At 68.0% G+C, this 19,997-nt stretch carries 22 protein-coding genes; 13 read left to right on the top strand and 9 right to left on the bottom strand.

What is annotated here, in order from left to right; all coding sequences use genetic code 11:
• Nucleotides 1-39 precede the first annotated feature (39 nt).
• Nucleotides 40-1,062 (bottom strand): LLM class flavin-dependent oxidoreductase, encoded by a 1,023-nt coding sequence (locus tag J4H85_RS03740; RefSeq protein WP_208236954.1) that lies wholly within the window; start codon nucleotides 1,060-1,062, stop codon nucleotides 40-42.
• Nucleotides 1,063-1,232: 170 nt separating this feature from the next.
• On the opposite strand from J4H85_RS03740, the gene aspS reads away from it, so the two are divergent.
• The 5 genes from aspS (at nucleotide 1,233) to J4H85_RS03715 (ending at nucleotide 7,095) form a co-directional block, all read left to right on the top strand.
• The gene (gene aspS, locus J4H85_RS03735) at nucleotides 1,233-2,576 is read left to right on the top strand and encodes an aspartate--tRNA(Asn) ligase (protein WP_243893316.1); all 1,344 of its coding nucleotides are present in this window, start codon (nucleotides 1,233-1,235) and stop codon (nucleotides 2,574-2,576) included.
• A gap of 379 nt (nucleotides 2,577-2,955) precedes the next feature.
• Nucleotides 2,956-3,666 (top strand): SipW-dependent-type signal peptide-containing protein, encoded by a 711-nt coding sequence (locus J4H85_RS03730; RefSeq protein WP_208236952.1) that lies wholly within the window; start codon nucleotides 2,956-2,958, stop codon nucleotides 3,664-3,666.
• 30 nt (nucleotides 3,667-3,696) lie between these two features.
• Complete coding sequence (locus tag J4H85_RS03725) at nucleotides 3,697-4,347, top strand: S24/S26 family peptidase (protein ID WP_208236950.1); 651 nt, start codon at nucleotides 3,697-3,699, stop codon at nucleotides 4,345-4,347.
• A 1-nt stretch (nucleotide 4,348) separates the two neighbouring features.
• Nucleotides 4,349-5,131 carry a hypothetical protein gene (locus tag J4H85_RS03720; RefSeq protein ID WP_208236948.1) on the top strand — a complete coding sequence of 261 codons (783 nt, stop codon included), beginning with the start codon at nucleotides 4,349-4,351 and terminating at the stop codon, nucleotides 5,129-5,131.
• Nucleotides 5,128-7,095 (top strand): choice-of-anchor G family protein, encoded by a 1,968-nt coding sequence (locus J4H85_RS03715; RefSeq protein ID WP_208236947.1) that lies wholly within the window; start codon nucleotides 5,128-5,130, stop codon nucleotides 7,093-7,095. The genes J4H85_RS03720 and J4H85_RS03715 overlap by 4 nt, the downstream gene beginning before the upstream one ends.
• 84 nt (nucleotides 7,096-7,179) lie before the next feature.
• On the opposite strand, the gene J4H85_RS03710 is transcribed toward J4H85_RS03715, so the two are convergent.
• Nucleotides 7,180-8,904: a bifunctional NAD(P)/FAD-dependent oxidoreductase/class I SAM-dependent methyltransferase gene (locus J4H85_RS03710; protein WP_208236946.1), complete on the bottom strand. Its 1,725-nt coding sequence runs from the start codon at nucleotides 8,902-8,904 to the stop codon at nucleotides 7,180-7,182.
• 77 nt (nucleotides 8,905-8,981) lie between these two features.
• Between J4H85_RS03710 and J4H85_RS03705 the strand changes: the two genes are divergently transcribed.
• On the top strand, nucleotides 8,982-9,566 hold the full coding sequence (locus J4H85_RS03705) for a helix-turn-helix domain-containing protein (protein WP_208236945.1): 585 nt from the start codon (nucleotides 8,982-8,984) through the stop codon (nucleotides 9,564-9,566).
• Nucleotides 9,567-9,572: 6 nt separating this feature from the next.
• Here J4H85_RS03705 and J4H85_RS03700 read toward each other — a convergent pair whose 3' ends face one another.
• The 4 genes from J4H85_RS03700 to J4H85_RS03685 form a co-directional block, all read right to left on the bottom strand.
• Nucleotides 9,573-9,875, bottom strand: coding sequence for a Dabb family protein (locus tag J4H85_RS03700; RefSeq protein ID WP_208236944.1), 303 nt, complete (start codon nucleotides 9,873-9,875; stop codon nucleotides 9,573-9,575).
• Nucleotides 9,872-10,177, bottom strand: a complete 306-nt coding sequence (locus J4H85_RS03695) for a glutaredoxin family protein (protein ID WP_208236943.1) — start codon at nucleotides 10,175-10,177, stop codon at nucleotides 9,872-9,874. The genes J4H85_RS03700 and J4H85_RS03695 overlap by 4 nt, the downstream gene beginning before the upstream one ends.
• Before the next feature lie 80 nt (nucleotides 10,178-10,257).
• A complete protein-coding gene (locus J4H85_RS03690; protein WP_109274628.1) occupies nucleotides 10,258-10,356 on the bottom strand; it encodes a 30S ribosomal protein bS22 in 99 nt (32 codons plus the stop codon).
• 85 nt (nucleotides 10,357-10,441) lie between these two features.
• Nucleotides 10,442-10,903 (bottom strand): ArsR/SmtB family transcription factor, encoded by a 462-nt coding sequence (locus J4H85_RS03685; protein WP_208236942.1) that lies wholly within the window; start codon nucleotides 10,901-10,903, stop codon nucleotides 10,442-10,444.
• Between the two features lie 194 nt (nucleotides 10,904-11,097).
• Here J4H85_RS03685 and J4H85_RS03680 point away from each other — a divergent pair, with 194 nt between their 5' ends.
• Nucleotides 11,098-12,468, top strand: coding sequence for a TrkH family potassium uptake protein (locus J4H85_RS03680; protein ID WP_307863374.1), 1,371 nt, complete (start codon nucleotides 11,098-11,100; stop codon nucleotides 12,466-12,468).
• Nucleotide 12,469: 1 nt separating this feature from the next.
• Complete coding sequence (locus J4H85_RS03675) at nucleotides 12,470-13,126, top strand: potassium channel family protein (RefSeq protein WP_372440185.1); 657 nt, start codon at nucleotides 12,470-12,472, stop codon at nucleotides 13,124-13,126.
• Between the two features lie 3 nt (nucleotides 13,127-13,129).
• On the opposite strand, the gene proC is transcribed toward J4H85_RS03675, so the two are convergent.
• Nucleotides 13,130-13,978, bottom strand: a complete 849-nt coding sequence (proC, locus tag J4H85_RS03670) for a pyrroline-5-carboxylate reductase (protein WP_243893314.1) — start codon at nucleotides 13,976-13,978, stop codon at nucleotides 13,130-13,132.
• A gap of 120 nt (nucleotides 13,979-14,098) precedes the next feature.
• Here proC and J4H85_RS03665 point away from each other — a divergent pair, with 120 nt between their 5' ends.
• Nucleotides 14,099-15,061, top strand: a complete 963-nt coding sequence (locus J4H85_RS03665; protein WP_208236939.1) for a cation diffusion facilitator family transporter — start codon at nucleotides 14,099-14,101, stop codon at nucleotides 15,059-15,061.
• Here the strand turns inward: J4H85_RS03665 and J4H85_RS03660 are convergent.
• Entirely contained in the window at nucleotides 15,052-15,549 is a 498-nt protein-coding gene (locus tag J4H85_RS03660; RefSeq protein ID WP_344186062.1) for a nucleoside deaminase, read from the bottom strand. The genes J4H85_RS03665 and J4H85_RS03660 overlap by 10 nt on opposite strands.
• 36 nt (nucleotides 15,550-15,585) lie before the next feature.
• Between J4H85_RS03660 and upp the strand changes: the two genes are divergently transcribed.
• The 3 genes from upp to J4H85_RS03645 all read left to right on the top strand — a co-directional run bounded on the left by upp (nucleotide 15,586) and on the right by J4H85_RS03645 (nucleotide 18,172).
• Nucleotides 15,586-16,218 (top strand): uracil phosphoribosyltransferase, encoded by a 633-nt coding sequence (upp, locus tag J4H85_RS03655; protein WP_208236937.1) that lies wholly within the window; start codon nucleotides 15,586-15,588, stop codon nucleotides 16,216-16,218.
• A gap of 327 nt (nucleotides 16,219-16,545) precedes the next feature.
• The gene (locus J4H85_RS03650) at nucleotides 16,546-17,259 is read left to right on the top strand and encodes a winged helix-turn-helix domain-containing protein (protein ID WP_208236936.1); all 714 of its coding nucleotides are present in this window, start codon (nucleotides 16,546-16,548) and stop codon (nucleotides 17,257-17,259) included.
• Between the two features lie 67 nt (nucleotides 17,260-17,326).
• Nucleotides 17,327-18,172 carry a DUF4870 domain-containing protein gene (locus tag J4H85_RS03645; RefSeq protein WP_208236934.1) on the top strand — a complete coding sequence of 282 codons (846 nt, stop codon included), beginning with the start codon at nucleotides 17,327-17,329 and terminating at the stop codon, nucleotides 18,170-18,172.
• Nucleotides 18,173-18,253: 81 nt separating this feature from the next.
• Here the strand turns inward: J4H85_RS03645 and J4H85_RS03640 are convergent, their stop codons facing one another.
• Nucleotides 18,254-18,631: a TIGR02611 family protein gene (locus J4H85_RS03640; protein ID WP_243893313.1), complete on the bottom strand. Its 378-nt coding sequence runs from the start codon at nucleotides 18,629-18,631 to the stop codon at nucleotides 18,254-18,256.
• 59 nt (nucleotides 18,632-18,690) lie between these two features.
• On the opposite strand from J4H85_RS03640, the gene J4H85_RS03635 reads away from it, so the two are divergent.
• The gene (locus tag J4H85_RS03635) at nucleotides 18,691-19,908 is read left to right on the top strand and encodes an aminotransferase class I/II-fold pyridoxal phosphate-dependent enzyme (RefSeq protein ID WP_307863372.1); all 1,218 of its coding nucleotides are present in this window, start codon (nucleotides 18,691-18,693) and stop codon (nucleotides 19,906-19,908) included.
• Nucleotides 19,909-19,997: the final 89 nt, after the last annotated feature.

The raw sequence follows: 19,997 nt of genomic DNA, 5'->3' as shown, positions 1-19,997 counted from the left end.
TCCAGTCTACGGGCGCGTTCTGGGGAAACCCCTTGGCACTCAGGCGACCGGCTGCCAGCCGAGTGCCGGGCCGATGCGCGTCGCCAACTGGTCGAGGATCTGCCGCCAGTCGGCGAGTGCGAACTCGAACGGCAGCTCGAACAGGTAGTCGTCCGCGGCTTGGAAGGCGGGGTCCGCCTCGATGAACGCGACGATGTCATCGAGCGAGCCGACGACATCGGGGGCGACGATCGTGTTGTGTCCGTGGATGCGCCCCACGCGGTCCGCGCGTCCATCGGCGTAGGCGCGGTAGCGGGCGACCTGATCGGCAGAGGCGCCGTCGGTGGGCACGATCACCCGCGCCACGGCTACTCGTCGCGCTCCGCCGTCGAGCGTCTCGGCCGATGCCGCGCGGAACGCCGCGATCTGGGCGCGCTGCACCTCGGAGAAGTCGGTGTTCCCGTCGGCGGTCGAGCTGATGTTGCTCACCAGCCAGTTGAGTCCGGCGCTTCCCGCCCACTCCGCCGAGCGCAGTGAGCCGCCGCCGTACCAGATGCGGTCGGAGAGGCCCGGGCTGTGCGGCTCAACCCGTTCCGAGTCGAGATCGCCGCCGATCCCGGCGTACGGCGGGACCCCGCGCACGCGATCCCCGGCCAGCAGGCTGCGCAGGCGCTCGATGCGCCCGTACCCGTAGTCCTCCTCGCGCCATCCGGTGTCATGCACGATGTCGTTCACCGCTGCGTCGTAGGCCGGCGGGTGCACGCTCACGCCCGGACTCACGCGCCCGCCGGAGAGCACATCGGCGGTGGCGAGATCTTCGGCCAGGCGGAACGGATTCTCGTGCCCGACCGGGATCACGGCGGTGCCCAACCCGATGCGTTCCGTGCTGCGGGCGAGTGCCCCGAAGAGCACGGCGGGTGACGGCAGGCCGTACTGCAGGTGCCGGGTGCGCAGCCAGCCGCTGTCGAGCCCGAGTTCCTCGGCGAAGCGGAACAGCTCGATCGTCTCGTCGAGACCGCGTCGCGGATGATCCCGAGACATCGGTCCGAGATGAATGAACCCGAGATGCTTCGGTGCCGTCATAGTGCGTCGCCTTTCGAGGTGGTCCGTCGAGACCACGATACGGTCCTCGTCGAAGGTTCGGCCGACCGTGTCGCACCGTGACATCCGACATCACTCCCCTGTCAAGATGCGACTCGAGCGCTGTGTGCCTGCCGACCGGCCACGCCACCGCGCAGATATAGACTGAAACGATGACTGAGCGAGTGATGATCAAGGATCTGGCCGCCCGTGAGGACGGCTCCGTCAGCGTGTCCGGGTGGGTCGAGAAGGTGCGCGACCAGCGGTACGTGCAGTTCGTCGTCCTGCGTGACGAGACCGGTGCGGTGCAGCTCGTGAACGGCGGCGTGCTGCGCGAAGCCGATCCTGAGAACCCGCGCTCCGACATCCTCCTCGAGCGGACCACCACCATCTCCGAGTTGTCGCACGGCAGCTTCGTCACGGTGAGCGGTGAGCTGCAGCACAACGAGCGGGTGAAGCTCGGTGGGGTGGAGATCCAGATCGAGCAGCTCGAAGTCGTCAGCCGCGCCCTGCCCGACACCCCGATCGCAAAGGACTCGGGCAGCGAGCACCGTTTGGACTGGCGCTTCCTCGACCTCCGGCGTCCTGAGCAGAACCTGGTGTTCCGGGTGCAGACGACCTTCTTGAACGCACTCCGTCAGGTGTGGGTGGAGCGCGACTTCATCGAGGTGCAGACCCCGAAGCTCATGGCGTCGGCCTCCGAGTCGCGTGCGGAGCTGTTCGAGGTCGACTACTTCGACGGACAGGCCTACCTCGCGCAGAGCCCGCAGTTCTTCAAGCAGATGGCGCAGGCGGCCGGCTTCGGCGGCATCTTCGAGGTCGGGCCGGCGTTCCGGGCCGACCCGTCATTCACCTCGCGCCACGCGACCGAGTTCACGTCGATCGACTCCGAACTCAGCTGGATCGACTCCCACGTCGACGTGATGGAGCTGCACGAGGAACTCATCGTCGCTGGACTCACCGCGGTCAAGGAGAAGCACGGCGAAGCGATCCAGAAGCTCTTCGGCGTCGAGGTGAACGTCCCCTCGCGACCGTTCCCGCGGATCCCGCTCGCCGAGGCGAAAGAGATCGTGAAGGCCGAGGGGTACGAGGTACCCCGCGCCGACGCCGACATGGACCCGGAGGGCGAGCGCCGCATCGCCGCGCACGTGCAGCAGAAGTACGGCAGCGACTTCGTGTTCCTCACCGACTACGACGCGTCGATCCGCCCGTTCTACCACATGCGTCACGACGACGATGCGCAGCTGACCCGCAGCTACGACCTCATCTACAACGGCACCGAGATCTCGACCGGAGCCCAGCGCGAGCACCGCATCGACGTCCTCGAGGCGCAGGCTCGCGAGAAGGGTATGGACCCGAAGGAGTTGAACTTCTACCTCGACTTCTTCCGCTACGGCATGCCCCCGCATGGCGGCTTCGGCATGGGCCTCAACCGCGTGCTGATGCTGATGCTCGGGCAGTCCTCGATTCGTGAGACCACGTTCCTCTTCCGCGGACCGAACCGTCTCACGCCGTAACGATTATCGGCGCTCCCGCGAGCGGGCGCGCGCACCCCCGTGTGTTTCCCCGCGCCCCCGCCCGCCGCGCCCCCCCTCTCTATGGGTCGGGGCCCCCCCCGCTCGCGTCTCTGCAGACCGATGATGCGCACGCATCGGATTCGCGACTACTGAGACCCTTCCGGCACCGCACTGAGACCCGGCGAACACCCTCCTGAGGCCCGGAATCATGCGGCTGAGAGACATTTGCGGCTGCGAAAACACCAGTGTTACTCTCCCGCTGCAGGGCCGGTGGTTATGGGGAGCACCGGCCCTCACACTCGGAGACATCAGCGTCACAGGGACGCTGCGGCACACACGCCGTTTCTCGTCTTCCGGGCGTCCAGGGGAGTAACGCAATATGTCGAATCAGAGCCAGCAGTCATCCGTCGCAGAGAGTCGGAACCGGAGAAACCGGAAGATCGCGGCGATCTCTGCCGGAGCCCTCGTCGTCGGACTCGGCGCCGCGTACACGCTCGCGTCGTGGAACGACTCAGAGTGGGTCTGGGGTGGCGCCGACGGGGATCCGAATGTCGGCACGAGCACGTTCGAGGTGAACCAGAACACCACATCACCCTTCTCGAACGACGCGGCGAACTGGGTGGACGCCGAGACCAATCCGGGCGGAGAGCTGACCTTCAGCCCGGGATCCCTCTCCCTCACCCCGGGCGACACGATCTACGCGCCCGTGTCCCTGCGTACTGAGGCAGACTCGGACGGTGCCGCGGTCGCACTGCAGGGCGCCGTGGCCGCTACCGGGATCACCGTGACCGATGCGGGGCAAGGCCTCTGGAACGCGATCCAGACGTCGGTGTACACCCAGTCGGGTGCCGCGGACTCCACCCCACCGGCCTGCACGGCTGCGGGCATCGGGGGATCGGATTGGTCGCAGGTGCTCGATACCGCCGCGCTCGGTACCGCGGCGACGGGACCGCAGAACCTGTCCGCCGACGCGGGATCGACCCAGCACTACTGCTTCGCACTGACGCTTCCGACGGGATCGAGTGACGAGCTCCAGGGACGCACCATCGCGCCGGCCTGGGAGTTCCGCGCAGAGTCGGTTTCCGACTAACGCTCCCTCACCCGGTTCGGGTCCGCTCGCATGGTCAGGAAGGTGCTCGGCACCGCCGTCACCACGGTGCTCGTGGTGACGGCGGTCGGTCTGGTCTCCTGGTTCGCGTACGCGCAGGTCGCGAACGCCACCCTCATCACGTTCCGCACCGGGTCGATGAGCCCATCCATGCCGCAGGGGTCGCTGGCCGTGACCCTGCCGACCGCCGCCGCGGCAGTCGAGCGCGGCGATGTCGTGACGGTGCAGCGCGTGACGGCGGACATGCCCGTCACGCATCGCGTCGTCGATGTTCGCGAAGCATCGCCGCGCGAACCGAACTCGGCCGACATGCGTGCGGCGGCTCCCGACGGTGCACCACCGGATCCGACGCAGCCGGGTGAGCCCGTCGACCCTGCCGCACGAGAGCTGGTGCTGCAAGGGGACGACAACGATACGGCTGACACCATGCCGTACGTCGCGAACGATGTGCGCACCGTCGTGTTCTCCGTGCCTCGCCTCGGCACCGCACTCATGCTGGTGCAGACTCCGCTCGGCATGGGGATCCTGGTCCTCGGCGTCGGCACGCTCGTCACCTGGGCGTTCTGGCCGAGACGCGCCGGCTCGGGATCGCCGGTCACGGACGCGGCAACGCACGAATCAACCGCCGAGCCGCCCCTCCAATCGCACCTCACGAAAAGCTGACATGACCCTCTCTCGCACGACCATCGCGCCTCGCCCCCTCCGGCGACCCCGGCGCACCATCGTGCGCGCCGTGCTCGCGACGCTCAGTGTCGCGGTGCTGGTGAGCGGGGCGCTGCTCTCGGTGACCCGGGCGTCCGCGATCTACGCCGAACTCACCGAGACCGGGGCCCCGGGCATGCTCCAGCTGCGGGCGGATTCCTCCATGCCGCTCTGGACGACGCTGGCGCCGGGCGAGTCCATGCAGTGGCTCGTCGAGGCTTCGCTCGCCGACGCCGACCGCGGCACGCTCGACCTCGAACTCCGCTCGACCGGATCCCTCGTCGACACTGCGGGCCTCACCGCGGCGGTCGTATCGTGCGAGCGGGCGTTCGCAACCGATCAGCCCGGAGAGCCGCGCTGCACGGCGGGCTCCCGAACCGAGCTGCCTCCGACGCCGCTTGCCGCGATCTCGACGATGGACGGGGGCACGCTCCACTCGCTCCTCGATCTCGATCGGAATCACCCCAGGCATCTGCTCATCACCCTCTCCCTCCCTCGCGGCGCCGCAGTCGACGACGGAGCGCAGGCAGTCGTCGGACTCGGGTTGCACGCTGCCGGGGACACCCCCGCGAGGCCACCCGAACCCGGAACACCGCCCGGCGATCCCGGCCCTCGCGGACCCCTCGCCATGACCGGCGACGATCTCCTTCCGCTGCTCCTGCTCGCTGCCGGACTCTGCGGTCTCGGCGCGCTCGCGCTACTGAAGCGCCGTGCCCCCGAACGTGTCGCCGGAGGATCCTCGTGAACCTCGCTCGGAGACGCCTCGCCGGCGGGACCGCCGCCGCCATGCTGGTCTCGGTGGCACTCCTCGCGCAGACGAGCGTCACCTCGGAGGCGACGTGGAACGACACCGAGTGGACGCACGGCGCGGCCATCGGCACCGTGGGCTGCGAAGATCCGGATGGTGCGTTCGCGACCCGGGCCGAGGGCCGAGCCCTGAGCGGCTCGATGCTCGGGATCGACCTCGACAGCGTCGCGGAAGCGGAAGGCGTCACCGTGACCAACAACGGCTCACGCGATCGCGCGAGCGCTGGGCGACCGGTGAGCGGACTCGAATCCGCATACGCCGACCCGCTCAGCGTGAACGCGCTCTCCGCGATCCAGGTGCCCCTCACCGGACTCGTCGAGCTGCCGACGAACAACAGTACAGGCGTTGTCGGCCAGTTCGGCCAGGCGCGCGACGACGGGCTGGCCCACGGTGCCGGCGGGTATGTGACCGACTCCGGGGGCATCGACCTCGCGGACGAGCAGACCGGGGCGTACCCCGACCTCGCAACGCTGAAGCTGTCCGACCTGCTGAACTCGCCGGCGCTCGGCAACATCGGTCTCGGCAACACGTTGAGCGGCGTCTCCGACCTCGAGCTCGAGGTCGGCGCGGTCGCGGCCGAAGCTCAGCTCGACGGATGCGCCTCGGCATGGGGCGACTCGGGCGCACCCGAGGCGCGAGCGATGGCCGCAGCCGCCGCGGATGACATCGTCGACGGGCTCGAACGTCGCTACCTCACCGCGTCGGCCGACCTGACCTTCCGATCACCCGCGGTCGGTGCGCTTGTCTCCGCGGTGGGAGGGGCCCCGGGTGAGACCTGCGCCAGCGCCAACCGGAGCACCGTGAAGACGCTCGAGTGCACGGTGAATGGTCTGGCAAGCCAACAGAGTCTTCTCTCCGCCATCCAACAGGGCGTTGTCAGGTCACTCGGCCAACTCACGGATGGGCTCGGACTCGGAACGATCAACGTCCAGCTCACCGCGACCGCGAATCTCTCAGCGATTCAGTCCCTGCTCACTGAGACGTTGACGGACAGCGGCGGTGTCATCGCCGTTCATCTGAGCGACGGTACAGTACGCATCAGCACTGACGCACTCCTCGCTGCGGCATACCCAGACGAGTATTCGGACGGCCTGAACGGTCTTCCACCAAACTTCAACCCGTTCGACGACCCCGTTGCACTGCAAGTGCTGACCGAACGTCTGACGGAGATACTCGCGGAGTGGGTCGACAAGGTTGCCACCGCTTTGGTCCAGAGCGTGAAAGACACCGTGGTCTCGGCGAACGTCACGGTCAATCTCACGCTCCGTGCTCTCGGATCAACGACACGCATCGGCCACATCGAGGCGATCGTCGGTTGCACGCCGGCGGGCTCCGCTCCGACCGGTTGTACGCTCGGCACGCTGCTCGACCCCTCGCGGAACGCTGGCGTCACTCAAGCCAAATTCGTTGTGCTGCCTGGACTGAAAGACATCCCCATACTCGGACCCGTACTCGACGGGCTCATCAACGGTGTGGTGGGAACGGTGATCGCGGGTCTCGTCCGCGTGCTCGTCACCGGACTCGGAAGCGTAGTGGGTACCGCGGTCGATACCGCTCTCGGAGCCGTGAAAACTGTTTCACCGACGGTCACTGCGCTCACGGAACCTATCATCTCGACGGTCTCGCGCCTGTACTCGGGCTTGTTCCTCTCGAACATCCTCTCCCTGACGGTGAATGCGCAGAACGCTCCAGCCTCCGGTGGTCCCCCTCCGCCCGACTGGCGTCCCGGCCAGCCTGGCGCGCCCCCGGAGGGGCAGTACGAGGTCGCTGCACTCAGGATCGGCGTGCTCGATGGACTCGGTCCCGCGGGCGTGCGCCTGTATTTGGGTCGCGCGTCCGTCGGGCCGGGCTGCTCGACTGCGACGTCGTCGCAGCCGGAGAGTGCGTGCATCCAGTATTGAGCGGAGTGGACGTGAACGGGGAATCGCGCGAGCTCGCGCGGGTCCCCGGTCTGCGCACCATGAACGGGCTCCGGGCCTCGGTGGTCAGGCGACGCGCTGCGCGACGACCACTGTGTCATCGAGCGTCGACGCCTGGCCATCGGGGCCGACCGCTTCGCGCGTGCGCACCTCCGCGGTGATGACGCGCCACCGGTTCGGGTCGAGGTCGAGCGTCGCGAGTTCCCCCTCGGGGCTCGGGAAGTCCCCAGGACCGTGCCGTCCCTCGGACCACGCCGGTGCCGCCGCGTGGGCGATGAGCACCAGATGACCGTCGACGCCGACGCGTGACGCCGCCGCGCGCAGCACCTCGCCCCGCGGAAACTCGACGGGTGACTGGAGGAAGCTCGCGGTCACCAAATCGAACGGCGCCTCGCTGCCATCGATTGTCGACGGATCGGCGGCCCACGCCCCCAAGTCTGCGGCCACGAACCCTGCGCGGCCGGGCACGCGATCCTCGGCGGTCTTCTTCGCCCGCTCGACCGCGGTCGATGACAGGTCGATGCCCGTCGCCCCCCACCCGTTCTCGGCGAGCCAGATCACGTCGCCGCCTTCACCGCAGCCGAGATCGAGGGATCGCCCGGGGGTGAAGTTCTGGACCACCTGGGCGAGCGAGGCATTGACACGGCCCGACCAGATGGCGGGCGCGTCCGCATACCGACGCTCCCAGAAGTCGGCGGGCGATTCGCCCGCACGGGGCTCGCGAACCGAGTTCGCGGGCGTATGGGCGTGGGCGGGCGTATCCGTGCGCGACGCGGCGGCGGGGCGATCCGCGACCGCTCGGGCGAAGTCCTCCTCGACCAGGATCGCGTTGACGGCGGCACCCGCCATCGTTCCGGCTCCCGCGACGATCGGCACGGACGCCATGGGGTTGGTCACGTTTCCGGCCGCCCAGATGCGCGGGTGACTGGTCGCACCCATGGCGTCGACCGCGATGAAGCTGCCCACCGGTGTGTCCGCGCGATCGAGGTTGAGCCCCTCCAGGAAGGCATCGTGTGGCACGGCGGCTCCCATGGTGAAGACGGCGTCCACGGCGTGCTCGTGGCCGCCCTCGGTCCGCAGCCGCATCGGGGCGTCGAGATCGTCCGCGTCGCCCGTCGAGTCGGCATGGCCGCTCACCTCGAGAACGCGACTCGGATCGAGCCGCACGTTGCGAGCCGCGAGCGCCGCCGCCGTGGCGTCATCGAGCGGCCCGAGGTCGGCGGAGCACACGAGCAGATCGTCGGTCCACTGCCGCAGCAGCTTGGCGTGGTGCATCGAGAGCGGCGAGGTCGCGAGCACCGCGATGCGTCGTCCGCGCACCTCCCAGCCGTGGCAGTACGGGCAGTGAAGTACGGTTCGTCCCCAACGTTCGGCGAGGCCGGGAACCGTCGGGAGCTCATCGGTGATGCCGGTCGCGACCACCACGGCTCGTGTCACGTGCACCTCGACCGCGCCCTCGTCGTCGGCGGATGCGCCCCGAACCTCGACGACCAGTCGCGGCGCTGCGGCGGGACGCTGCTCCGCGTCACGTACCGAGACCACGTGTCCCCTGGCGAACTCCACGCCGTACGCTTCGGCCTCGGCGCGTCCGCGCGCGACGAGTTCGAGCGGCGGGGTGCCGTCGATCCCGACGGCATTGTGCAGGTGCGCCGCGAAGCGGTTGCGGGGGCTGCCCCCGTCGATCACCAGGGTGCGTCGCAGCGACCGGCCGAGCGCCTGCGCCGCACTCAATCCGGCTGCCCCTCCGCCGATCACGATCGCGTCCCATACAGGTTCTGCTGTGTGTGTCATACCACCAGCATCCGCGTTGCCATGCTACATGCGCAATCGACCTTGCGCATTCAGCAAGATCATGCTGGGATCATCTCATGGATGAACTCGACCAGCTGGGCCCCCGCCTCCGGTCTGCCAGACAGGATCGCGGGTGGACCCTCGACCACCTGGCGGATCTCGCCGACATGTCGCCGAGCACACTCTCACGGCTCGAGTCGGGCAAACGGCAGGCGAGCCTGGAACTCCTGCTGCCGCTGACGCGTCAGCTCGGCATCACGATCGACACGCTGCTCGCACCGCGCGACCGCGACCCCAGGGTACGGCGCGCGACCGTGCAGCAGAACGGCATGACGGTCGCACCACTCACTCGCGAAGAGTCCGATGTGCGCGCATTCAAGATCACCTACTCCCCCGCCGCGCCCACGATTTCGCCGCGGACGCACGAGGGCCATGAATGGTTCTACGTGCTCTCGGGGATCATACGCCTCACGCTGGACGGGCAAGAGCACCTCTTCTCCGCAGGGGAGGCCGGCGAGTTCGACACCCGTCGACCGCACCTCATCCGCGCAGCGGGACCAGGCCCCGCCGAGGTCATCAGCCTCTTCAACATCGTCGGGGAGCGCATGCACCTGCACTCGCTCACGGCAGACCTCGACGAGGCGAGTGGCGGAGCGTCGTGACGCGCGTTACAGCGTGAAGTCGGTGGCGACCCTGCCGCTGGCGTTCGCCTTGATGACGGCGCCGGCCTCGACGTGATCGGGGTGGCTCGCGTACGCGGCGAGACCCTCCGCGTCATCGAAATCGGCGATGAGCGTCACGTCGAAGTTGTCCCCGTCGAACAGCTCGTTGCGATGCACGCTGAGCGCACGAAGACTCGGCACGGTCTCGCGGAGAGGCAGGAGCGCGGCGATCACGTCGGCGGCCTGCGCATCGCGTTCCGCTCGGTCGGCTCCGCTCATCTTCCAGCTCACGATATGGCGCAGGGTCACGGTGTCCTCCTCAACAGGCCGCGGCGTGACGCGGCCTTCTCGATGGCGGCGGCGAGCTTCGTCTCGTCCACCGTCCAGATGGCATGCTGCTTCTCACCCACGCGCACGACCGGGATCTTCTCCGAGTACCGGCGCGCCAGCGATGCGTCCTCGAGGATGTTCAATTCGCGAACCTCGACCTCGATCGGGCCGCCCGATCGATCGGCGCGCCCGACGTGCGCCACGACGCGCGAGACGGCCGCGCGCGCGTCGTCGCACAGATGACAGTCGGGCTTGCCGATCAGGGTCACGTGCACGGTCACCGGCTCAGTCTATCCCTGCCCGCGAACGACGAAACGCCGACCTCAGGAGATCGGCGTTTCCGGACACTGCGCAGCAGCGACTACTTCTTATTGCGACGCTGGTGACGCGTCCGACGCAGCAGCTTGCGGTGCTTTTTCTTCGACATCCGCTTGCGGCGCTTCTTGATTACTGAACCCACACTCACCTCACAAAGTCTCCCGGGTACACGCGTCGTGCCCCACAGATCCCCTATATTACCGCGGGTCTGCACGCAACGCGAAACGCTACCCGCGGAGTCGGAACCTCGCGACGAGTTCTTTGACCCGATGCTCGGCGATCGCGGCGGCTCGACCGATGCGACCGGCGGCCGCAGCCGCCTCCTCCGGCAGCACCTCGTCGTCCCCCGTGGCGTCGGGGTCGGGCAGCATGTTGCCGTGCTCGTCGCGGTACTCCACCGTCACCTCGGTTTCGAAACCGACGGAGAGGAACGGGATGACGAAGTCTTCGATCATCTCGAGCGGCTCGGGATCGAGCGAGTAGTAACGGTGCTGCCCCTCTTCGCGCACCGTGACGAGTTCGGCGTCGCGCAGCACCTTCAGGTGCTTGGAGACCGTCGGCTGGCTGATCTCCAGCTCGGTGACGATCTCGGAGACGCTGGCTTCGTCTCCGCGCTCGTGACGCTGCAACAGCACCTGCAGGATGTCTCGTCGGTTCGCGTCGGCGATGACCCCAAAAATATCAGGCATGTATGCCAGGGTAGCGATGTTCGGGTGATCCCCCTAGTCCTGAGGCGTAGGATGGTCGCGATCGCAGGCCGGACGGTCTGCACATGCTCCGAGGCGAATGCCTGAGAAACCCGGAAGGTGGAGAGGTGAGGACTGTTCGCGCCGCGCGCAGGACCGGTTTCTCGGGCCACCATCGGGGATGGTTTCGGGGTGCGGTGCAGTCGTCACCCGCGCGAACCGCTCTCCTCGTCTTCACTGCGCTGATCCTGGTCTGGACTGCGCTGCTGACTCTGCCCGTCTCCTCGCGGTCCGGATCGATGACGCCCCTCTCGGACGCGCTCTTCACGGCGGTCTCGGCGATCTGCGTGACCGGTCTCTCCACCGTCGACATGGGCACCCACTGGTCCCAGTTCGGCGACCTCGTGATTCTCGCGGGATTCCAGATCGGCGGCATCGGCGTGCTCACGCTCGCCAGCCTCCTCGGCCTCACGGTCACCCGGCGTCTCGGGCTGCGCCAGCGTCTCCTCGCCGCAACCGATTCGAACCCGCTCCGCACCGGACGAGAGGCGAGCGAGAGCCAGGCGGTCGGCCTCGGCGAAGTCGCGAGTCTGCTCCGCGCTGTCGCTCTCAGCCTCATCGTCATCGAGGTGGGACTCACGGCACTGCTCACTCCGCGCCTCATCGCCGAGGGGTACGGGTTCTGGCAGGCCCTCACGGACGGCTTCTACCTCGCCGCTTCGGCATTCACCAATACCGGCTTCGTGCCGCTCGAGACCGGTCTCGAGCCGTTCATCAACGACCCGTACACCTTGACGATCCTCGCGGGAGGCGTCTTCCTCGGCGCCATCGGTTTCCCGGTGATCTTCGCCCTCTACAAGTTCGTCGTCGGACGCGGGTGGCGCACGCACAAGCGTCTCGGCCTGCACGCGAAACTCACGCTCGCGACCACGCTCATTCTGGTCATCGTCGGGTGGATCGCAATCGCCGGACTCGAGTGGAACAACCACGGCACACTCGGCACCCAGGGGCCGGGTCAGAGCCTCATGAACGCCGGATACACGTCGGTCATGACCCGCTCGGGCGGCCTCGGGATCCTCGATACGAGCGAACTGCAGGGATCCACGCTGCTCGTTATGGACGTGCTGATGTTCATCGGCGGAGGTTCCGCCTCCACCGCCGGTGGCATCAAGGTGACGACGCTCGCCGTCCTCTTCCTCGCGGCGTACGCCGAAGCACGCGGGTTTCAGGACATGCAGGCGTTCGGCCGCCGGATCCCGATCGATGTGCTGCGCGTCTCGATCTCAATCCTCATCTGGGGCATCAGCATCGTGGTCACCGCCAGCGTGATCCTGCTGCAGATCACCGGCGAATCCCTCGATGTCGTCCTATTCGAAGTCATCTCCGCCTTCGGCACCTGCGGCCTCACCACCGGGCTGTCGGCCGAACTGCCCGACGCGGGCAAATACGTGCTCGCCGCCACCATGTGGGCCGGACGCGTCGGGACCGTTACGCTGGCCGCAGCGGTCGCGTCGACCAGTCGTTCCCGCATGTTCCGACTCCCCGAAGAAAGGCCGATCGTTGGTTAACATTCGCAGCGACGCCCCCGTGCTCGTCATCGGACTCGGACGCTTCGGCGCCGCGACGGCCGGTCAGCTCGACCGGCAGGATCGCGAGGTGCTCGTCATCGAGATCGACCAGATGCTCGTGCAGAAGTGGGCCGATCGTGTCACCCACGCGGTGCAGGCGGACGCGCGCTCCATGGAGGCGCTCGAGCAGATCGGTGCGAGCCAGTTCCAGGTCGCCGTGGTCGCCACGGGTGCATCGATCGAGTCGAGCGTGCTCATCGCGGCGAACCTCGTGGATCTCGGGATCCCCCAGATTTGGGCGAAAGCGATCTCGAGCTCGCACGGCAAGATCCTGGAGCGGATCGGCGTGCACCACGTGATCTACCCCGAGCGCGAGGCGGGTGAGCGCGTCGCGCACCTGCTCTCGGGCGCGATGCTCGACTTCATCCAGTTCGACAACAACTACGTCATCGCGAAGATGCACCCGCCCCGATCGGTGCGCGGCATGAAGCTCTCGGAGAGCGGGGTCCGCACCCGCTACCACGTCACGGTCGTGGGCGTGAAGTCGCCGGGCGAGCCGTTCACGCACGCCACGCAGGACACGGTGGTCTCACCGCACGACACCATCATCGTCTCGGGGACCGCCGAGAACGTCGAGCGGTTCGCCACGATCGGCTGAGGTCTACTCCCCCGCCGCGATCTCCTGCGAACGCCGCACATTCGCCGCGAGCGCCCGGTCGAACAGCTCGTCCCAGCCGCCCTGTTCCAGGACCAGGATCGCCTGCTCCGTGGTGCCCTTCGGGCTGGTGACCCGCCGTCGCAGCTCGGTGGGATCGTCGTCGCTCTGCCGCATGAGCTCGGCGGCCCCGGAGATGGTGCCCTGCACCAGGCGCCGCGCCTCGTCCGCGGTGAATCCGAGGCGCTCAGCCGCACCGGTCATCGCCTCGGCGAAGAGATACACGTACGCCGGACCCGACCCCGACACCGCGGCGACATCGTCGATCTGCGATTCCCGTTCGACCACGATGACATCGCCGACCGTGGCGAAAATGCTGCGCACCCGCTCGACGTCGGCCTCGCTCGCCGCGGGTCCGCCGTAGACGCCGGTCACGCCGCGCCCGAGATGGGAGGGGGTGTTCGGCATGGCTCGGCTGACGATGACGCCGTCGGGCACGAGCTCCTGCATCCCTTCCGTGAGCACCCCCGCCGCGACGCTCACGACGATGGTGCCGGGGTTCAGCGCCGATGAGAGCTCTCCGAGCACATCGTGCACCATCCAGGGCTTCACCCCGAGCACGACCACATCGGCATTCGCGACGGCGCGGCGATTGGCCTCGGAATCGTCCTCCTGCGCGTACGCGACGACTCGATCGTCGCCGGAGAACTGCTCAAGACTCGCCCGAGACCGCGTGGTCACCGCGATCGGACCGTCGCTCGACCCCTCGCTGACGAGAAGGCCCGAGAGAATTGCGCCGCTCATGGAGCCGACGCCCACCATTGCAATTCGAGGTGCTGCTGGTTTCGTTGCCATACCGTCCATCCTAAGGTTTGGAGGTTTCCTTACCCCTTCGGCCATCCATCGCGATCTAGGATGGGATCAATCACACACCGGCCAGCGGGACAGGCTGACGATTTCATGGAGGATCTCGGCATGAGTGCGAGCGGAGGGAGCAAGGCCGTCGTCGCCGCGCTCCTCGCCAATATCGGTATCGCGATCACCAAGTTCATCGCGTGGGCCTTCTCGGGCTCGGCGGCGATGCTCGCGGAGGGCGTCCACTCGCTCGCGGATTCGGGGAATCAGGTGCTCCTGCTCATCGGCGGGAAGCGCGCGCAGCAGGCACCGGACCGGGAGCACCCGTTCGGCCACGGCCGGGTGCGCTACGTGTACGCATTCGTCGTTGCCATCGTGCTCTTCACGATCGGCGGCGTGTTCTCCGTGTACGAGGGCATCGCGAAGATCCGAGAGCCGCATCCCCTCGAGGTGTGGTGGCTTCCGCTCGGCGTGCTCGTCGTCGCGATCGTGCTCGAGTCGCTGTCGTTGCGCACCGCCGTCCGCGAGAGCCGACCGCACAAGGGTGATTCGAGCTGGTTCGAGTTCATCCGCCGCTCGAAAGCCCCCGAGCTTCCCGTCGTACTGCTCGAAGACCTCGGCGCGCTCGTCGGCCTCGTCTTCGCCTTCTTCGGCGTCGGCCTCACAGTGCTCACGGGCAACGGACTCTTCGACGGCATCGCTACGGTCGCCATCGGCATGCTGCTCATCGCCATCGCCTGCCTCGTCGGTGTCGAGGTCAAGAGCCTGCTCGTCGGCGAGGGGGCGAGCGACGAGGACGTCACCCGGGTCGAGGCCGCGATCCTCGAGGGCAGCGACATCGATCGCATCATCCACATGAAGACGCTGTATGTCGGCCCCGACGAGTTCATGATCGGGGCGAAGATCAGTCTCTCACCGCAGTGCACCATGCACGAGGTCTCGGTCATCGTGAATCTCGCCGAGCGGCGCATCCGCGAGGCTGTGCCTGCGGCGACCTACATCTACCTCGAACCCGACATCTACTTCGATCCCGACGCGAAACAACCGACGACGAGTTCGATCGTCACGCTCTCCTACGACTGAGCATCGCGCCGACGCGCGGCGAAGAATTCGCGCAGCAGTTCGGCGCACGCGTCTGCGCTGACGCCGGCCACCACCTCGGGAACGGGGTGCGGCAAGCGTCCGTCGCGCAGCAGGTCGTAGACGCTTCCGGCTGCGCCGGCCTTGTCGTCCCACGCGCCGAAGACGACGCGCGACAGTCGGGCGGCGAGGATCGTACCGGCACACATCGCGCACGGCTCGAGCGTGACCACCAAGGTACAGCCCTCGAGGATCCGGTCTCCGAGCACGCGAGATGCGGTGCGGATCGCCAGGATCTCCGCGTGCCCCATGGGGTCGGGATCGCTCTCGCGGGCGTTCCGAGCCGCAGCGAGGATCTCACCCGTCGGTCCCACCACGACGGCTCCGACCGGGATCTCTCCGGCCGCCGCAGCGCTCGCGGCCTGGGCCAACGCGGCGTCCATCGCCGCACGGTCGCTCGCGCTCGGCGACGGGCCCGTTTCGCCGATCATGCGCGGTCCCCTCTCAGCCGAACTAGAATCGTGAGTATGCGTGTCTTCGTTGCCGACCACCCACTGATCACCCACAAGCTTACGGTTCTGCGCAACGCGGCGACCCCGCAGCCGACGTTCCGTCTGCTCATCGAAGAGCTCATGACGCTGCTCGCCTACGAAGCGACACGCGAGGTACGGGTCGAACCGCACCAGATCGAGACGCCCGTCGCCCCGACGACCGGCGTCAAGCTGTCGGAGCCCCTGCCCCTCATCGTGCCGATCCTGCGCGCGGGTCTCGGCATGCTCGAGGGCATGGTGAAGCTCGTGCCGACGGCCGAGGTCGGTTTCTTGGGCATGGTCCGCGACGAAGAGACCCTGCAGCCCACGACGTACGCGGAGCGTCTGCCGGATTCGCTCGCCGGCCGCCAGTGCTTCGTGCTCGACCCGATGCTCGCGACCGGGGGTTCCCTCGCGGCGGCCATCAAGTTCCTCTTCGACCGCGGGGCCGATGATGTCACCGCCATCTGCGTACTCGGCACCCCCGAGGGCGTCGAGGTGATCCGCGAGGCCGCGGGCGATCGCGACGTGACGCTGGTGCTCGGCGCGCTCGACGAGGGGCTCGATGAGAACGCGTACATCGTTCCCGGCCTGGGCGATGCCGGCGATCGCCTCTACGGCACCGCGTGAGTCGCGTGGCGGAGACTTGACACTCCGCCACTTTTACTATTAACTCATGCTTATGACTGACACCACGAGACCCCAGTCCGCCCTCGAGGTGAACTTTGGGAATCACGGCATGATGTGCCGTCGTGGTGTCATGCGCTGTCGAATGTGCGCCTGACGAGAATCTGGTACGCCGCGCCCTGTGCGCCCGCCCTCGCTCAGAGCGAGAGCTCCCGGCCCGCCTGCTCGCTCTGAGCAGCGTCGGCCTCATTCTCTGCGGCTCAGCCGCACACCCGCACCGCTCGCCCCGGCCCTGACCCGCGAGCCACGCACGTGAGGACACGCACCATCATGACCACCATCACCACCGCCACGAAGCCCGCAACCGATCTCGCATCGGCCCGCCCCGACCTGACCGCGAAGCTCCCTCAGCACAACGCACCCGTTCGCCGGGTGCCCGAAGGCACGGAGGTCAGGGGGTTCGCGTTGTACGTCGGGCTGTCGGAGGACCGGCTCGACGCAGCTCACCCGCGCTTCGGCGAGATCGTCGCTCAGATCAAGGATCTCGTCGGTCAGCTCGCACCCGCTGCCGACACCTACGCCGCCGTCGCCCTCGCACCGGAAGGCGCGGGCGGACGCGACATCGACGTGGTGCGTCTCGCGCTCGGGGAGCCCGCGGCCCACGCGCGCCAGAAGCAGGAGACCGTCTCCGAGCAGGACCGCGCCGCCAGCGGCGTCGTGATCGATCTCACGCGGAAGCGCGTCCTGCTCGACAACGTGTCGGCGGCGCTCACCTTCCGCGAGTTCGAGCTGCTGCAGTACTTCGTGCTGCGCGAGGGACGCACGGTCAGCCGCGAGGAGATCATCGAGACGCTGTGGTCGGATGCGCCCGAGGAAGAGGTGCCGAGCGAACGCACCATCGATGTCCACGTACGTCGCCTGCGCGTGAAGCTCGCCCATTACCAGGACATCGTTCGCACGGTGCGGGGCGTCGGCTACCGGTTCGACCGCCACGCCGATGTCGCGATCCTGCACTCGAACTCGCCGAGCCCCGACATCTTCTGATCGTCCCTGCCGAGCAGCCGGAGGGCGGCTGCGGTAATCTGGCTTGCAGCTGATTGGAGGAGGCATCATGTCGACACTGCCCCCTGAGGGAGCCCCGAACACCGATCCGGAAGATCCGCAGCGGAACGCCGAGCCGGGAGCCCCCGGTCCGGAAGACCCCGCGGCACCGGATGCGACCGACTTCGGCACCGCCGGACCGGGCGGCACCGAACCGCCCGCATACGCCCCACCACCCCCCGGCGCATACCAGCCGCCGCCCCCGGGCGCACAGGCTCCACCCGCCCCAGGGCAGCCGGGACCCGGGCATCCGCAGCAGGAAGCCGGGCATCCGCAGAACGGATACGCGCCGCCCGGGCCGGGTCAGCAGAACCCGAACGAGTACCCGCAGCAAGGGTACGCGCAGCCCGGGTACGGTGCGCCGCAGAACGGGTACGCCCCGCCGAACGGATACGCCCCGCCGAACGGATACGCGCCGCAGAACGGGTACGCCCCGCCGAACCCCGGCTACGCGCCTCCCGGTCAGCCCGGTCAGCCCGGACAGCCGGGGCAGTACCAGCAGCCCTACGCCTCAGATCCGGCGCAGAGCAACATCGTGCTGAACTACTGGCTCTCCGTGTTCTTCAGCTGGATCCCGGCGCTGATCTTCTACATCGTCGACCGTGACAAGCAGAATCCGCGCCTCTACGCGCTGCAGACCGCGAACCTGAACTTCTCGCTGCTGCGCATCGGCGTGGGGGTCGCCACGTGGATCCTGGCGCTCATCCCGTATCTCGGCGTCCTGGTCGCGGTCGTGGGGTGGCTGTTCTCGATCTTCCTGTTCGTCTGCCACATCATCGCGGCGACGAAGGCCTCCGAGGCCTACCGGAACGGTGATCCCGACCCGTTCATCTTCAACATCCCCCTGGTGAAGTAACCGGGTCGAACCCCAACGGGCGCGTGCCTCCATCTCGGAAGCACGCGCCCGTTGTCATGCGTAAGCACCGACCCGCGACCCTCAAAGACCCTCGCGGGCGATGCGCTTCGCGCGCTGCTTCGCCACCTTGCGCGTGCGACGGCGACGACGCCACGCGCGCCACCAGTACCAGAACCTCGCGAGCATCATGCGCAACCAACTCGTGAAGCGCCGCGCCCAGTGATACTCGGACCCGAGGATCGTCATACCGATGAACACGATGAGCCACCCGGGACCGGGCAGCGGGATCAAGATCACCCCGATGATCACGACGGCGACGCCGATGATCGTGATGAGGGTCTTGTAGACGATGTTGAGCCAGGGCCGCTTGCGAATCACCGTGCGCCAGCGCTCCATGAACCGGCCGATCGGGCGACCAATGCGGTGTGCCCGCTCCCAGTCGTCTCCCCCGTCGCTCATAGCGCAAGCGTACTGGAGAGTTCCCGGGGCGGAGCTGGGCTTGTGCATAGACTGGAACGGTGACAGCACGATGGAGCACCGTCGCCACCGCAGCCGGACTGGTCGCGCCCGACGGCAACACCAGGCCGACGATCTTCGCCGAGATGACGGCCCTCGCGACCGCCGCAGGAGCCGCGAACCTCGGGCAGGGGTTCCCCGACACCGACGGTCCGCTGTGGGTGCGCGAAATCGCGCGTGCCGCGATACTCGACGGCGCGAACCAGTACCCGCCGGGCCGCGGGATCCCGGAACTCCGCTCGGCGATCGCCGCGCACCAGCTCCGCCACTACGGCATCACGGTCGATCCCGAGAGCGAAGTGATGGTGTCGGCGGGCGCCACCGAAGCCCTCACCGCGACGCTGCTCGCGTTCGTCGGTCCGGGCGACGAAGTCGTCACGCTGGAACCGTTCTACGACTCCTACGCCGCGGCGATCGCCATGTCCGGAGCCGAGCATCGGACCGTTCCGCTCCGGGCAACCGCGGACGGGTTCCGCCTGGTCGAGGCCGACCTGCGGGCCGCAATGAGTGCTCGGACCCGGATCCTGCTCATCAACTCGCCGCACAACCCGACCGGCACGGTGCTTCGCCCCGATGAACTCCGCATGATCGCCGACGCCGCACAGGCATCTGACGCGATCGTCGTCACCGACGAGGTCTACGAGCACCTCACGTTCGACGGCGCCGTGCACACGCCACTCGCCACGCTGCCGGGCATGGCCGAGCGGACGATCTCCATCTCGTCAGCCGGGAAGACGTTCTCGCTCACCGGCTGGAAGATCGGCTGGGCCACCGGACCGGCCGACCTCATCTCGCACGTGCTCACCGTCAAGCAGTTCCTGACCTACTCCGGAGGAGCCCCGTTGCAGCCGGCGATCGCCCGCGCACTGAGCGACGGCGACGCCGACATTCGCGAGCTGCGCGATTCGCTCGCCGAACGCCGCGACGTGCTCGTCGCAGGTCTGCACACGGCGGGATTCCCCACATCGCAGACGGAAGGCACCTACTTCGTATGCGCGGACGCCAAACCGTTCCTCACCGACGCGACGCCCGATGGCGACGCCTTCGCCCGCGCGCTGCCCGAGCTGGCAGGCGTCGCGTGCGTGCCGCTCTCAGCATTCTGCGCGCCGGGTTCCGAAGCGGCACGGTCGGTCGCCTCATGGGTGCGCTTCACGTTCGTGAAGGATCGCTCTGTGCTCGACACCGCCATCGACCGGCTCCGCGCGTTCGCCGCCGAGTAGCGGACCGGCTCGCACTCGCCTCTCGCTCGCGTCTTACTCGGATCGCCCCCGCCCCGCTGCTCCACCTCTTCCCTGCCCCGCACTCACTC

It is taken from the genome of Leucobacter tardus, from assembly GCF_017583045.1.
Lineage (GTDB): Bacteria > Actinomycetota > Actinomycetes > Actinomycetales > Microbacteriaceae > Leucobacter > Leucobacter tardus.
The sequence above is the reverse complement of the archived record's forward strand: the minus strand, read 5'-3'. Positions and strand labels throughout refer to the sequence as shown.

Coding starts and splice junctions, on each gene's coding strand:
- J4H85_RS03740 (WP_208236954.1), bottom strand. CDS start 1,062: ATGACGGCACCGAAGCATCTCGGGTTCATTCATCTCGGACCGATGTCT.
- aspS (WP_243893316.1), top strand. CDS start 1,233: ATGACTGAGCGAGTGATGATCAAGGATCTGGCCGCCCGTGAGGACGGC.
- J4H85_RS03730 (WP_208236952.1), top strand. CDS start 2,956: ATGTCGAATCAGAGCCAGCAGTCATCCGTCGCAGAGAGTCGGAACCGG.
- J4H85_RS03725 (WP_208236950.1), top strand. CDS start 3,697: ATGGTCAGGAAGGTGCTCGGCACCGCCGTCACCACGGTGCTCGTGGTG.
- J4H85_RS03720 (WP_208236948.1), top strand. CDS start 4,349: ATGACCCTCTCTCGCACGACCATCGCGCCTCGCCCCCTCCGGCGACCC.
- J4H85_RS03710 (WP_208236946.1), bottom strand. CDS start 8,904: ATGACACACACAGCAGAACCTGTATGGGACGCGATCGTGATCGGCGGA.
- J4H85_RS03705 (WP_208236945.1), top strand. CDS start 8,982: ATGGATGAACTCGACCAGCTGGGCCCCCGCCTCCGGTCTGCCAGACAG.
- J4H85_RS03685 (WP_208236942.1), bottom strand. CDS start 10,903: ATGCCTGATATTTTTGGGGTCATCGCCGACGCGAACCGACGAGACATC.
- proC (WP_243893314.1), bottom strand. CDS start 13,978: ATGGCAACGAAACCAGCAGCACCTCGAATTGCAATGGTGGGCGTCGGC.
- J4H85_RS03665 (WP_208236939.1), top strand. CDS start 14,099: ATGAGTGCGAGCGGAGGGAGCAAGGCCGTCGTCGCCGCGCTCCTCGCC.
- J4H85_RS03660 (WP_344186062.1), bottom strand. CDS start 15,549: ATGATCGGCGAAACGGGCCCGTCGCCGAGCGCGAGCGACCGTGCGGCG.
- upp (WP_208236937.1), top strand. CDS start 15,586: ATGCGTGTCTTCGTTGCCGACCACCCACTGATCACCCACAAGCTTACG.
- J4H85_RS03650 (WP_208236936.1), top strand. CDS start 16,546: ATGACCACCATCACCACCGCCACGAAGCCCGCAACCGATCTCGCATCG.
- J4H85_RS03645 (WP_208236934.1), top strand. CDS start 17,327: ATGTCGACACTGCCCCCTGAGGGAGCCCCGAACACCGATCCGGAAGAT.
- J4H85_RS03640 (WP_243893313.1), bottom strand. CDS start 18,631: ATGAGCGACGGGGGAGACGACTGGGAGCGGGCACACCGCATTGGTCGC.